Consider the following 13,286-nt stretch of genomic DNA (forward strand, 5'->3'; position numbering starts at 1 on the left):
TTATAGATACTACCGGTCGTTTGATCCCACCTATTCGTTTACAGAAAAGAGGAAATACACATGAGACCCAAACATATTTTAATCGCAGGCACGGTTGCCTTTGCCATCACGATCGGTGCGGGGTTCTGGAATGAAGAAGGCACCGCGGAAGTCCACATTATGATCCCGGATAACCCGGCCGCATTCGAGAAAGCGAAAGCTGCCGCAGCGCAAACCGCGGCCGTACCCGTACAAGACGAACTGCACCTGGCGCTGGGCGTCGCTTCCGACGAAGAGATTTACGACGCTTTATATAACGGACAGTCTCTGGCGGAGCTGGCGGCCAGCCGTTCGCGCGATGTGCAGGACGTCATTACCCTGCAAACGGCCCAATTGTCCGCGCAGTTGGATGACCGTCTCGCCAGTGGAAGCTTGTCTCCGGAAGCTTATGAAGCTCACAAGGCAGAGCTGGCTGAGGTCATCACCCGAAGCGTCACGAACGTAACCTGACCGGTCTTGGCCGGTCCGCTGCCAGAGCTGCTGTCTTACGCTGTTAAAAAGAGAAAAGGCGCTCCCGATTTTACGGGTGCGCCTTTTTTGATTGGATCTGCCGCATGCCTCATCGGCACTTTCGGTTAATAGTTCTCGCTGGTACGCGATCGAAATTATCAACGGCAAAACGAACCGACAAGACCGAGCCTGCCGCAGCTGGTTGATCACGAGACTTACGTCTGCTGGAAATGGGTTGCGGCGACTTGGCATTCCTTGCATACGAACGCATAGGTAATCCCCTCGCCGTAATCATCCGCATCCTCCCAGGAGAATTGGGCCAGGAAGGTCATTTTCGCCGAGCACCCGGGACAATCCGGGTACTCCGCGTCCTGGATCCACGTGGGATGGCCTCCCACCTGGGAAGCCACTGCCGGCTCATGGGTCCAGACGGCAGCATAATAGGGTCCCCGCTCCTTGCCCGAGAACCGCAGGGCGGGCTGCCCTCCGGCCTCCAGCGGCCCATCCTCTTCCGGCACCGGGGAAACGGCGGGGGCGGCATTGTACCGGCTCCACCGACTCCCTCCCTTACCGTCTATATCGGTAAAAAGATAGCCATAGCAGGTACAGCTCAAGCAGGTCGCGATCTTCAACCTCTCGCCTTCCATGTCCAGGAAGCGAAGCGAGGAATGCCCGAGGTCCAGATCGAACAAAACGGTCGTTTTACTCCCGCAGCCTCTGCAATTCTCTTCGCCTTCCCCGAGAAGAGAAACAGGCTCGCCGCCGGAAGGCGTCCCTTTTTCAAAAGTCCGGCACTCCTCGTAAAACAAGTCGCTTCTCAAACCTTCCTCGTTCAGCATCCACCCGGCCTCAAGCGAGTACTGATGGGGAGGCACATACAGCTCCCCGGCCCAGACAGGCGGTGTCTCCCGCCATTGGTTAAAGCGGGCCGCCACCGCCTCATCACCGATCCAGGCCAGCGCGAGCAGAAGGAAATTGCGGTTTTCCGCATCTTTTTCCACTTGGTCCAACAGAAAGTCCCGGATAGCGCTCGGAGCCTCCCTGAAGAGAATTCCCGGGTAGTAACGCTCCTTCCGGATAAGCGCAGGCAGGCAATCGTTCACCGGTATTTCCGTGAAACATGCCAGCGATAACAGAATGTCTTCCGCGATATCCGGCTCATCTTCCGATAGCAGCGCAGCCGCGTAAGCTTTCATCCTTTCGGCATCCGGCGCGGACAAAGAGGCATACAGCTCTTCGGCCGTTTTCTCGTATGCCGTATAGCGGATGAGAGGGTCCGGAACCCTCGGCTCGAACATGATTTTCAAAATCTCCACGGGATCAGTTATCCCCTCGTAGAGATTCACGTCCCTGCGGTTCCGGCGGATGAACTCCTCCCGCTCCAGCCGCTGCCGGTTCTGTACGCAGGGCATACAGTAACCGCCTGTCTTCTCGGCTGTCCGGGGAAGAATCGTCGCCCGGCAATCCGCGCTTTTGCACGGAATACGTTCTGTCATCGCCCTTCATCCCTTTCACCGTCCGGCGAGTTCGTATGGAACGCCCACCCGGATTTTTCGCTTGAAGTCCTTCCCGAGAACAGGAAGTCTGCCTTACGCGCTCCTATTCTTTCTTCCGAGCTCCTAAGCTTTACTGCGGATTTCTTCGAGAATCCGCCCGCAAATATCCTCAATCGACTGCGGGCCCAGGTCCCCTTCTCCGCGCTTGCGGACGGCTGCCGTGCCCGTATTTTTTTCGTTTTCGCCGAGGACGAACATGTACGGCACTTTTTCCAGCTGCGCTTCGCGAATTTTGTAGCCCAACTTCTCGTTTCTCAGATCGGCTTCCGCACGGATGCCCGCTTCGTCCAGCGATTTCTTAACAAGCAAGGCGTAATCGGCGTAATGGTCGGACACCGGCAGAAGCTTCACCTGCACCGGCGCCAGCCAGAGCGGGAAAGCGCCGCTGTAGTGCTCGGTGATGATCCCGATGAAGCGGTCGACTGAACCATACACGGCGCGGTGGATAACGACCGGCCGGTGTTTCAGGCTGTCCTCGCCGATGTACGTAAGATCGAATTTCTCCGGCATTTGAAAATCGAGCTGGATCGTGCCGCACTGCCAGCTGCGCTTGAGCGCATCGAGAATGTGGAAATCGATTTTCGGCCCGTAAAACGCGCCGTCGCCTTCGTTCACTCGGTATTCGATGCCGCGGTTATCGAGCACGCTTTTCAGGGAGCCTTCCGCCTGATCCCACAATTCCTGGGAGCCCATGGAGTCTTCCGGGCGCGTGGACAGCTCGATTTTGTACTCGAAGCCGAAGACGCCGTAAATATGGTCGATCAGTTCGATCACCCGGCCGATTTCTTCTTCGATCTGATCGGGGCGGACGAACAGATGCGCATCATCCTGGCAGAACGTGCGCACCCGCATCATTCCGTTGAGCGCCCCGGACATCTCGTGCCGGTGCACCTGCCCGTACTCGGCAAGGCGGATCGGAAGCTCCCGGTACGAATGCAGGCTGTTTTTATAAATCAGCATATGGCCCGGACAGTTCATGGGCTTCAGCGCGAAACTCGTATCGTCCACATCGGTAAAATACATGTTGTCCTTGTAATGGTCCCAGTGGCCCGACTGCTCCCAGAGGCGCCTGTTCATCATGAACGGCGTGCGCACTTCGTCATATTCCCGCTGCCGCTGCAGTTCCCGGGCGAAGCTTTCCAGCTCCGTGCGGATCGTCATCCCTTTGGGCAGGTAGAACGGCATGCCGGGAGCTTCCTCGGAGAACATGAACAGGCCGAGTTCCTTGCCCAGCTTGCGGTGGTCGCGTTTCTTGGCTTCCTCCAGCAGATGCAGATGCTCGTCAAGCTGCGCTTTCTTCGGGAAAGCCGTGCCGTAGATACGCTGGAGCATCTTGTTGGCGGAATCCCCGCGCCAGTATGCGCCTGCCACGTTTAGCAGCTTGAACGCCTTAATCCGCCCTGTCGAGGGCAGGTGCGGTCCCCGGCACAGGTCGAGAAATTCTCCCTGTTCATAAATGGAAATTTCCGCATCCTCCGGCAGGTCGCGGATCAGTTCCAGCTTTAAAGGATCCTCCATTTCGCCGAAAATGTGGAGAGCCTCCTCCCGGCTTACGACCCGGCGGACGATCGGCAGGTTTTCGCCCACGATCTTCTCCATCTCCTTCTCGATGGCGGCCAGATCTTCGGTCGACAATGGCTTTTCGAGATCCAGGTCGTAGTAGAAACCGTCCTCGATAACCGGGCCGATGCCCAGCTTCACGGCTTTGCCGCCGTAAATCCGCTTGATGGCCTGTGCCATGAGGTGCGCCGTGCTGTGCCGGTAAACGTTCAGCCCGTCGGCGCTATCCGGCGTGATAATCTCAACCGCGCTGTCCTGATCGACAGACGTGTTCAGATCGACCGGTTTGCCGTTTAGTTTGCCGGCGAATGCGTTTTTCCGGAGTCCCGGGCTTATCGACTGGGCCACCTCTTCGATCGTCGTCCCTCTGGAGTACTCCCGGACCGATCCGTCTGGCAATTTCACTTGAATGTTCATCGCTTATCCCTCCACGAGTGTTTTGTTGAACGCAAAAAAACGCAGCTCATCCACAAAGGGACGAGTGCGTTCAGCTCGTGGTTCCACCCTCATTTGATCTGCCGTGAAGCGCGCAGAATCCTCATTTGGCATCCGGTAACGGAGATGATCCGGTGTCATCTACTGCCGCTCGGATCTTTGCGGGTTCGATGCCACGGCTGCAAAGGGGTAATTCCGCATCCGTCGGCAGGAGAAGCTTTCAGCTGGCGCTTCTCTCTCTGGGCAGCCCGTAAAGGGAATCGTGTCTTTGGTCAATGCCTGTATGGGTAGAAATTATAGATTCGCCCCCGAAGAAAGTCAAGCCGCGAATTTCTAATTTTCCCCGCTTGGGGTCATCTCGTGCCGCCTGCCGTGCTGATTTCGACCGGTTCGGAATTATTTCTTCCCCCGACGGCTTTAACGACAAACTCATAGGTTTGAGCGGAGTCGATATTGTTCAGCGTATAGCTGTATGCGGTTTGCCCGCTGACGGCCGGAACGTAAGCGCTCCAGTTGGTGCCCGCCCTGCCGTTCTTTTCGTAAATGCGGTAGCCTCTGACAGGCTCGGATGAATTTACAGGAGCTTTCCAGGAAATAACCGCCTTGCCCGACTGTTTGACGGCGCCCGCATTTTCCACCTTGCCGGGTTTGCCGTCTGTCCGCTTGATGCTGTAGGACTCATAGACAGCGACGGGTTTATCTTTTACAGCCGTATAGGACGTGAATTTGAGCACGTCGCCGGTGATCGACACGTCCACGAACATCTTCTTGTTCGGCTGCTCGTTTTTGGCGGCGAAGAACGTATCCGCATCCGGATTCCGATCGTAGAACTTCGAAGCGGCGGAGTTGCCCATCAGGTACACGGTGCCTTTCGGATTCACCACGTTGCCCTGCTCGTCGATAATGACGTTTTTGATGGGAACGTTATTCAGCATCTGGTAGGATCTCATGTACATATGGTCATGCCCTTCGAACACCATGTCCACGCCCAGCTCGTCGAATACCGGAATGAGATACTTGCGGTAAAATTTCACCCGATCATCTTCCGCCGACGCGTTGTCTCCCGAGGAATAAGGGCCTTTATGCATGGAAACGAATTTCCATTTCTTATCCGACTTGGCCACCTGATTCCTCATCCATTCCAACTGCTTCGTAAATTGGGGATCGGCTTTATACGGGGAGACATCTCCCTCGTACTGGGAATTGATCTGCATAAAGAGCGCATCCCCGTATTCGAACGCGTAAACCGATCCGTCATGGGCGCCTGTCCCGACATCTTTTGGGAGATTGAAGTGGTTATAAAAATTGTTGTTGGGATAGTCCTCCACCTCATGATTGCCGATAATCGGGGCGAACGGCACGTTGGCGAATTCCTTTTTCGGAACGCCCAGGAACCACTGCCACAGCTGCTCCAGATCGCCGTCATCCGTCAAATCCCCCGTCAGCAGGACGAATTTGGGATCTACGGTCTTTTCGATGGCTCTCTTGAACGTATCCTGCCACAGCTCGAAGTTGGATTTGCTGGAGCCCTGCGTGTCGGTCACATACAGGAAGTGAAAATCCTGGTTGTCGGCCCGGTCCGTTGTAAAAGATCCGGTCTCGCTCCAGCCGTCCGCATCCCCGTTGCCGACCCTGTACACGTACTTCGTACCCGGTTTAAGCCCGTTTGCGGTCGCTTTATGGCTGGCGAATTTCTTGTATTTCTTCGAGCTTCTGTCGCTCGCGGTCATTAACGTGTCGATGACGGTGGCGCTGCCTGTATAGCTCTGCGCCAAGTCAGCCGGGAACGTGCCTCCCGGAGCTTTGGAAGCCTCGACCACCTGGACAACGGTGCCCTTCACCGTCTCGGCCGTATACCAGTCGAACGAGATGCTCGTTTTCGGATCGCCGTTGAACGTCATGTTCAGCAGCGAAGGCGCTTTGTTGCCGGATTCCGGCAGTCTTGTAGTGAAGCTCCACGTAATGTCGGCGGACGGGTTCACACCATCTTGGGCACCTTTTACGATTCCCTTGGGAACGGTGACCTTGTAAGTTTTTCCGGCCGCCAGATCGGGATGGCTGATTTTGAGGGTGCTGCCGCTCACCGCCGACGAGACGCCCGAAAGCGAAGCGCCGCCGCTGTCCGTGACCGCCACTTTATATGCGCTGTCCTGCACTACGGCTTTGTTGAAGGTCACGCTAATTTCGGTGTTCACAGCCGCATCGGCCGCTCCCGGAGCAGGAGTTCTGCTTACAGCCGTCGTCGGATTTTCTCCCGGTTCGCCGCTGCCGCGTTCGCCGGTTACGAGCACATCCTTAATCCGGCTGGAACCGGAATTGGATACCGTGCCGCCGCTTACACTGGTGGTCGAGTTTACGACCCAGCGGATATACAGGACACCCTGATCATTGGCCCCCTGCGGCAGAGGAAGATTAGTTAATTTGCAGGCATTGTTCGGACAGCTGAAATTATTTTGGGCGAGGACCAGCTTCCCGTTCGGAATGTCCGTCCACGTCTGCTGATCGGTGCTGAATTGAACTTTGAAGTCACGCGGGCCCGTACTTGAGGAAGTCTGCTGCGAAGACAGGGTGATGTTCTCGTACCCTTGGGTGGAAAGTGCCGCCAGCCAGTATTTCTTGCCGCTGCCGTCGTGCCAGCCCTGGTTGCGGATGCTATTCTCGCCGGATTCGTATGTGTACTGGTCGGTATCGGTGCCTATGTCGCGGATCGAAGAAGCCGATTGGAACACGCCGCCCGTGGCGGGGAAAACACCGTTACTGCCTTTGTCCTTGAAAATCCACTGCGCCAGCGTTTCTTTAACCGCCGCCGCTTCCGTCCGTGCGCCGCTGCCCGCTCCCGCCGTCCCGTTTGCCGAAACGGCTCCGGCCAAGTCTAGCGCCAGCAGCAGGAACACGACGAACAGACTGATGGAACGCTTCATGTTTTTGCCCGGAAAAACTCGATCCTTCCGCATTTCGCTTCCTCTCCTCATGTGATCAGATTGGTAAAGCGGTGCCTTGCAATCACAAAATTAAAGCGCTTTAATTTTGCTTCATTTATCTTATCACGGATTCCAAATTTTTGTAAATTATCAAAGATAAGCGAGTATACAAACACAAGCACTCCGGCGAGCCTGTTTTTGCAGGCAGCGCAAAAAGCACGGGTCCTCACGGACTCGCGCTTTTCTCATCCACGCCTCGGCTGCCGGTCTTGTCAGCCTTTCAAAATACTGTCGGAACTGTACGTATCCGAGTATTGAGTCTCGCCTTCCTTCAGCCACACATCCGCAAATTCGTCCGGATTTTGCTTAAATTGCTCCAATACGTACGAGCAGGCGGGAATAATTTTTCGGCCGTTCTCGCGGGCTTCTGCTACGACACAATCCAGCAGCATTCGACCCAGGTTGCGGCCCCGGTACTTGGGATCGATAAACGTATGGTTGACGATCCATGTGTCTACGTCGACCATGTGGTATGTCATTTCCCCGACAGTGCCGCCTATACCCGTCAAGATATAGCTGGTTCCCTGCTTTTGAACCACAATATCCACATATCCCTCTTCACCCGTTTCACGAGGGGTCGAATCCTTTTCTTCCGGCAAGTTCCGGTTCAATTCACTCATTATATCGCACCTCCTGAAAAGAGTTATCGTTGCTGTATACGCAAACAGATGAAATCACGTTATAGAACCTCTTTACCCTAAGCTTGGGGTTGTGAAGCTGATTTTACCAGGCCGCGGCTTGCGAAATCCTTTCTTCGGCTCTCCGAAAACAAGAGCGATTTTTAGCGAAAAAACGACTCTATCGCGCTCTGATACCGCGTTCTGTGTCGAATGGAGCTAATTTCTACAAATAAGGACAAAAACTGAACAAAAATTGTCGATTACTTTTTTAATTGGATGTGATACTATAATTTGTAAAAATACTTTATCCAGATAAAGCTTTGAAATCGACTTTTTTTGCAAGCGCTTCGATTGTTTGAAAGCCGTATCTCACCCCATTACCTATGAAAATGGATGAATGACAAATTTTACTTTAGCAAGGAGGTGAAAACAGAATATGTACCTTCCAAAATGGAGCGGTTTGTACGTCCACGTCAAATGGTTTACCGAGGACCACGTCTGGAACCCGCAGCCTATGGCGAAAGTCATCACGCCTGCTTTCCTGCTGTGGCTCGGGGTTACGCTGGCCGCCCTTCTCGTCTGCGTCCTTTTCAGTGAATCGCTGGAGCGGGTCCATCTGGCGCGCCGGGTTCATCAGTTTTTGAACGGATTAAAGCGCTACCATTTGCTTATTCTGCGCGTCGGTGTTGGCCTGGGCCTGCTGATGCAGCTTTTTACGGGCACGTTTCTCGCGCCGTCTTTCGTATCGGAACATATCTGGGTATACGCGGTGCTGATTGTGGCCATCGCAGGGCTGCTCCACCGCAGGCTGCTCGTCGTGAGCGGGGCCGCCCTGGCTGTCCTGTACGGGTATGCCCTCGTTAAGTACGGCCTTTTCCACGGGCTTGATTATTTTTTCTACGCCGGCGTAATTTATTACCTGCTCGTTTCCGAGAGCCGCTGGAAGCAATCGGCTACCCCCATTCTCTACCTGTGCACGGGGCTCTCCCTCGCCTGGCTCTCCATGGAAAAAATGACGCTGGCCAAGCTCGCCTGCTCGCTTATGCACGAGTACGGGCTTCCTACGCTCGGCTTCACGGTTGAAGATTTCGTGCTGATCAGCGCGTTTATCGAAATGGGGCTCGCCTGGGCTTTTATCATGGGGATCATGAACCGCTTCACCGCTCTTCTGCTGACCGGCGTTTTTCTCATGACGACCACCTTTTTCGGGTTCAAAGAAATCGTGGGCCACACCATTATGCATACGATTCTTATTTTGTTCATTATCGAAGGGAGCGGTGCCGTCAAAACGTTATACCAGTTCCACCGTACACCCGTCATGCGCTGCTTGTTCGTTGCCGTTAACTTCTGCATCGTCGTGTTTGGTTTGATGGGTATTTATATCTGGCTGGGACAGTTTAACCCACTCTAATTTCCGGAAAGAAGGAAACTAATACATACTTTTCTCTGCACGCAAAAAGGACGCAGGCTGATCGTTTGGAACAGCCCCGTCCTCTTTTACATGTCCGCTATTGGCCCCGGTTTGCCCGCAGCCCCAGACTCTCCAGCTCCGCCAGGGCGTCTTCCGCGCTCCGCTGCGGATTTAGTGCCGCTATAAGCTCTTCCGTAACGGTCGCACCCGCGAATAACCCGCGTACCGCTTCAAGATCGACCGGTTTCTCGTAATAGGACCGGGCCCACTCCGCATGTTCTTCCGGCGTATTCTCCAGATAGCCGAGCAGAAAATCGGACCCGTCGTCCAGCCCTTCGGCTTCTTGGAGCTCCCCGGTTTTCCATACCGAATCTCCGGCCTGCCGCCAGACGCAGAACGTGACGTCCTCCCGTTCGAACAGATCGTTGTCCAGATAGGCCACCAATCCGGCGGGTGTCGTCTCATACATGCCCGGCCACACTCCATACTCGTCCCGGGCATGCGGGCTGAGAGGTGACATGTGGTCAAATCCCTTGATGATGACTCCCTCGGCCGCAAAAACCACGTACACGTCATCGCCTGCCCCGTTCTCGACGATTCCCAGTGCGGCGCCTGCTTTCCATTCCGGTACGTACCGGTAGACCCTCAGCCATTCTTCCCCGCCCATAATCACATCCAAAGCGGCCATATGCAGCAGCTGCCTTTTCAGTTCAGCCGGTTCCGGCAGCGGACGTTCCCAGTTCTTCATTCGTTCTCCCCCTTGGCGGCAAAATGTTCTCCGGCTCCTCGCGGGAGCCTTTTGTATCCTTCCGTATCCTATTCCTCGTTCCGTAGAGATCAACCTTATCGTACAAAAGTCTTCCTGTCTGTACAAGTCGCTGGGGGCTTCGATTAGGGATTGTCCCGTCCTATCGCATTTAGACGCCGCACTCAGACATCACACTTAACGCGTGAAAAACTTATTCGGCTGCGGTTCACAGTTCCGCCGAAATCGCCCGTGAACGGTAAAAGTTCATTTTAATCAGGATCAATAAGAACGCCAGGCCCGCAAACAAAACCCCGCTCCAGACAAGCTGATGCACACCCAACTGGGAAATAAACCAGCCGCCGGCCGCGCTTCCTACCGTAATCCCCAGATTCGAGAACGATACGAAAAGACTGTTGCCGAATTCGGGAGCTTCACCCGCTTCATCCATCAGCCATGTCTGACTGATAATAAGGCCGCCTGAGTGAACAATCCCCCACAATACGATCATTCCGATCATCGGAAGCAGATAGAACCCGAGCCAGTAATTCATCAAATAAATGACGACGTACAGAAGCGGAAACAGCAGTACCGTCTTCTTTACGCTCTTTTGCAGCAAAACACCAAACAGAAAATTTCCCATAATCATAACGATACCGAACACCATGAGCATCGCGCTGATTAACGAGCCTTTCATCCGGGTCACTTGGCCCAAATATTCCGCAAAGTAGCTGTACACCGAGAACATAGCCGCAAACAGGCACATAATGGCCGCAATATTCAGCCATAAGCCCGGTTTACGTAAAATGCCGAGCTGTTTGCCGTAAGACATCCTTTCCCCGACCGGCATGGACGGCAGCCAGAAGAGGATGCCCAGAAAAGCGGCCGCGTTCACAAGGGCCCCGAACAGAAACGCCGTTTCCAGCGAAAGCTGCTCCGCCAGATACGAAGTAAGGGGAACGCCGAAAGCGAACCCGACCGTAATACCGGCAAACACTTTGGTTACCGCTTGGCCGCTTTTCTCGGGGGGAACGAGCTTGGCTGCAGTCACCAGTGCTACCGAGAAAAACACCGGGTGGAAGAACGCGGGGAGGATACGGAAGAGCAGCATTACGTTGTAGCTGTTCGTCATCATATATACAACATTGGAAACCGTGAAGACCAAGGCGGAAAGCAGCAAAATCCGTTTACGGTTAACTCCCGAAGCAAGCAGCGTCAGGAAAGGCCCCGACACAGCCACCACAAGGGCAAACAAACTGACCAGCAGGCCGGATTGAGCAGGTGTTATCCCGAATTTCTCCGTAATCCGGGGCAGAACCCCGACTACACCTATTTCTGTCGTAATAATGCCGAAAACACCCAAGGCCAGAATGACAATGAGCAGCGGGTTTCTCTGTTTCATGCAGCAAGCACTCCTGTCTGACTCGTATTTTGTATCTATGTGGAATGAGAAGTGAATTCTCATGAATAAGATTGATTCATACTTTTATTCATATATCTGAATATATAGATATTTAAAAGCAAAAAAAATGCCCTCCTTTCTACAGTTCATTCCGGATGTAATCGGCAAACTCCCGGATTGTTTTTTCATTGCGTCTGTAAAACGTCCACTTGCCTATCCGTTCCGATTCGACTAAACCTGCCTTTTGCATGGTGGCTAAATAGCTGGAGATTACCGATTGCGCAAGACCCGTCTTTCCCTGCATATCCGCAACGCAGACGCCTGTTTTAAATTCGATGCCGTGCTGGATGTAGGGCGCCGGGTCGAAATGTTCGGCCGGATTTTTCAGCCAGTCGAGAATTTGCCGCCTTGTTTCGTTGGCCAATGCTTTATAGATCAATAAAGGTTCCATGCTCCCTATTATATCTAGATTTATAGATTTGTAAACCGCAAGTCCGCCAATCGCCGCCATTACCCGTGGAATATTGTCGGGACTGCCCGATAATGGTCCATCATTCCTCGCCCTTCCATTCTCCGCACTCTTTTACGTAACGGCCGGCTGGGATAAGGGAACTACTTTCCCTAGCTCTGTCATATTATTCCGCTCCCGCCTGCATTCACACCACTATCCTTAACCAGAAGTAAAGGCCCAGCAGAGTAATAAACAGCGTAGGAACGGTAAGCAGAATGCCTGTTTTAAAATAAGTGCCCCAGGAGATCTTCACCCCTTTGGAATTCAGGACATGAAGCCAGAGCAGCGTGGCCAGCGAACCGATAGGGGTAATTTTGGGCCCCAGGTCCGAGCCGATGACATTCGCGTAGATCAAAGCTTCTTTCGTGGCACCTGCCGCACGGGTGGCGTCAATGGCGAGAGCGTCAATCATGACGGTAGGCAGATTGTTCATAACCGAGGAAATCAGCGCGGCAAGAAAGCCCATTCCCAACGTCGCCGCGAACATCCCCCGGTCAGCCGCCGCCTGAATAACACCGGCCAGCAGGTCCGTTAAGCCTGCATTGCGCAGCCCGTATACAACGACGTACATCCCGATGGAGAAAAAAACAATCGCCCACGGAGCGCCTTTCACCACTTCCCGAACCGGAACCGCAGCGCTTTTGCGTGCCATCAGCAGGAAGAAGACGGCAATAATTCCGGCGATGACCGACACGGGGATGTTCAGGGACTCACTGACGAAATACCCGACCAGCAGAATTCCCAGCACCACCCACGACAGCCGGAACATGGCGGGATCTTTAAGCGCATCCGCCGGTTTTTTCACCTGCTCCTCGTCAAAATGCCGGGGGATACTTTTCCGGAAGAACAGATATAAGACCAGAATACTGGCAGCCAGCGAAAATAAATTCGGCACCATCATCCGCCCGGCATATTCCATGAAAGTGATTCCGAAATAGTCTGCCGAAACGATATTCACCAGATTGCTGACGACCAGCGGCAGCGACGTCGTATCCGCAATAAATCCGCCCGCCATAATGAACGGGAACACTTTCTTCTCGTCAAAGCGAAGCGCCCGCACCATCGCCAGCACAATCGGAGTCAAAATCAACGCGGCTCCGTCATTGGCAAAGAAAGCCGAGACAAAGGCTCCCAGCACCGACACGTAAATAAACATGCGAAGACCGCTGCCTTTGGCCGCTTTGGCCATGTGGAGCGCCGCCCATTCAAAAAAACCGATCCGGTCCAAAATCAGCGAGATCAGAATAATCGCCACGAATGTCAGCGTTGCGTTCCAGACAATGTTCGTGACATCCCACACATCCTGAAACGTGACCACTCCCACAAGAAGGGCCGCCGCCGCTCCGCCGCACGCCGACCAGCCGATAGACAAGTTTCGGGGCTGCCAAATAATCAGCGTCAACGTAATCAAAAAAATAAGACACGCCCACACTACAATACTCACTGCTTCAACCTCCAATTTAACGCTGCGATCATGGCAATAATTAATCTTTTGCTATAAGCGCCCTGTAATCCGGAATATATTAAAACAAAAATAAGCCGACATCATTATATAACCATATACTTATATGTACAA

General features: G+C 53.8%; 10 protein-coding genes. 2 read left to right on the forward strand and 8 right to left on the reverse strand.

All coding sequences use genetic code 11. The annotated features are described in order from the left end of the window. Window positions 1-60: 60 nt before the first annotated feature. Window positions 61-489, forward strand: a complete 429-nt coding sequence (locus AC58P5_RS26210; protein ID WP_497391869.1) for a hypothetical protein — start codon at window positions 61-63, stop codon at window positions 487-489. A gap of 215 nt (window positions 490-704) precedes the next feature. Here AC58P5_RS26210 and AC58P5_RS26215 read toward each other — a convergent pair whose 3' ends face one another. The 4 genes from AC58P5_RS26215 to AC58P5_RS26230 form a co-directional block, all read right to left on the reverse strand. Further along, window positions 705-1,985, reverse strand: a complete 1,281-nt coding sequence (locus AC58P5_RS26215) for a DUF1963 domain-containing protein (RefSeq protein WP_497391871.1) — start codon at window positions 1,983-1,985, stop codon at window positions 705-707. A 123-nt stretch (window positions 1,986-2,108) separates the two neighbouring features. Further along, on the reverse strand, window positions 2,109-4,022 hold the full coding sequence (gene thrS, locus AC58P5_RS26220) for a threonine--tRNA ligase (protein WP_497391873.1): 1,914 nt from the start codon (window positions 4,020-4,022) through the stop codon (window positions 2,109-2,111). Window positions 4,023-4,393: 371 nt separating this feature from the next. After that, window positions 4,394-6,994: a metallophosphoesterase gene (locus tag AC58P5_RS26225; protein ID WP_497391875.1), complete on the reverse strand. Its 2,601-nt coding sequence runs from the start codon at window positions 6,992-6,994 to the stop codon at window positions 4,394-4,396. A gap of 239 nt (window positions 6,995-7,233) precedes the next feature. After that, a complete protein-coding gene (locus AC58P5_RS26230) occupies window positions 7,234-7,641 on the reverse strand; it encodes a GNAT family N-acetyltransferase (protein ID WP_497391877.1) in 408 nt (135 codons plus the stop codon). A gap of 436 nt (window positions 7,642-8,077) precedes the next feature. On the opposite strand from AC58P5_RS26230, the gene AC58P5_RS26235 reads away from it, so the two are divergent. Next, a complete protein-coding gene (locus AC58P5_RS26235; protein ID WP_497391879.1) occupies window positions 8,078-9,052 on the forward strand; it encodes a hypothetical protein in 975 nt (324 codons plus the stop codon). Window positions 9,053-9,149: 97 nt separating this feature from the next. Here the strand turns inward: AC58P5_RS26235 and AC58P5_RS26240 are convergent, their stop codons facing one another. The 4 genes from AC58P5_RS26240 to AC58P5_RS26255 all read right to left on the reverse strand — a co-directional run bounded on the left by AC58P5_RS26240 (window position 9,150) and on the right by AC58P5_RS26255 (window position 13,154). Next, window positions 9,150-9,800: a hypothetical protein gene (locus tag AC58P5_RS26240; RefSeq protein WP_497391881.1), complete on the reverse strand. Its 651-nt coding sequence runs from the start codon at window positions 9,798-9,800 to the stop codon at window positions 9,150-9,152. A gap of 226 nt (window positions 9,801-10,026) precedes the next feature. Then, complete coding sequence (locus tag AC58P5_RS26245; RefSeq protein ID WP_497391883.1) at window positions 10,027-11,199, reverse strand: MFS transporter; 1,173 nt, start codon at window positions 11,197-11,199, stop codon at window positions 10,027-10,029. Window positions 11,200-11,338: 139 nt separating this feature from the next. Then, entirely contained in the window at window positions 11,339-11,650 is a 312-nt protein-coding gene (locus AC58P5_RS26250) for an ArsR/SmtB family transcription factor (RefSeq protein WP_009675357.1), read from the reverse strand. A gap of 205 nt (window positions 11,651-11,855) precedes the next feature. Beyond that, entirely contained in the window at window positions 11,856-13,154 is a 1,299-nt protein-coding gene (locus AC58P5_RS26255) for an arsenic transporter (protein ID WP_497391885.1), read from the reverse strand. Window positions 13,155-13,286: the final 132 nt, after the last annotated feature.

This window comes from Paenibacillus sp. JT31N7 (genome assembly GCF_059692095.1).

What these genes read in the sequence shown, in the direction of transcription:
- AC58P5_RS26210 (WP_497391869.1), top strand. Translation starts at nt 61, where the DNA reads ATGAGACCCAAACATATTTTAATCGCAGGCACGGTTGCCTTTGCCATC.
- AC58P5_RS26235 (WP_497391879.1), top strand. Translation starts at nt 8,078, where the DNA reads ATGTACCTTCCAAAATGGAGCGGTTTGTACGTCCACGTCAAATGGTTT.
- AC58P5_RS26230 (WP_497391877.1), bottom strand. Translation starts at nt 7,641, where the DNA reads ATGAGTGAATTGAACCGGAACTTGCCGGAAGAAAAGGATTCGACCCCT.
- thrS (WP_497391873.1), bottom strand. Translation starts at nt 4,022, where the DNA reads ATGAACATTCAAGTGAAATTGCCAGACGGATCGGTCCGGGAGTACTCC.
- AC58P5_RS26215 (WP_497391871.1), bottom strand. Translation starts at nt 1,985, where the DNA reads ATGACAGAACGTATTCCGTGCAAAAGCGCGGATTGCCGGGCGACGATT.
- AC58P5_RS26250 (WP_009675357.1), bottom strand. Translation starts at nt 11,650, where the DNA reads ATGGAACCTTTATTGATCTATAAAGCATTGGCCAACGAAACAAGGCGG.
- AC58P5_RS26245 (WP_497391883.1), bottom strand. Translation starts at nt 11,199, where the DNA reads ATGAAACAGAGAAACCCGCTGCTCATTGTCATTCTGGCCTTGGGTGTT.
- AC58P5_RS26240 (WP_497391881.1), bottom strand. Translation starts at nt 9,800, where the DNA reads ATGAAGAACTGGGAACGTCCGCTGCCGGAACCGGCTGAACTGAAAAGG.
- AC58P5_RS26225 (WP_497391875.1), bottom strand. Translation starts at nt 6,994, where the DNA reads ATGCGGAAGGATCGAGTTTTTCCGGGCAAAAACATGAAGCGTTCCATC.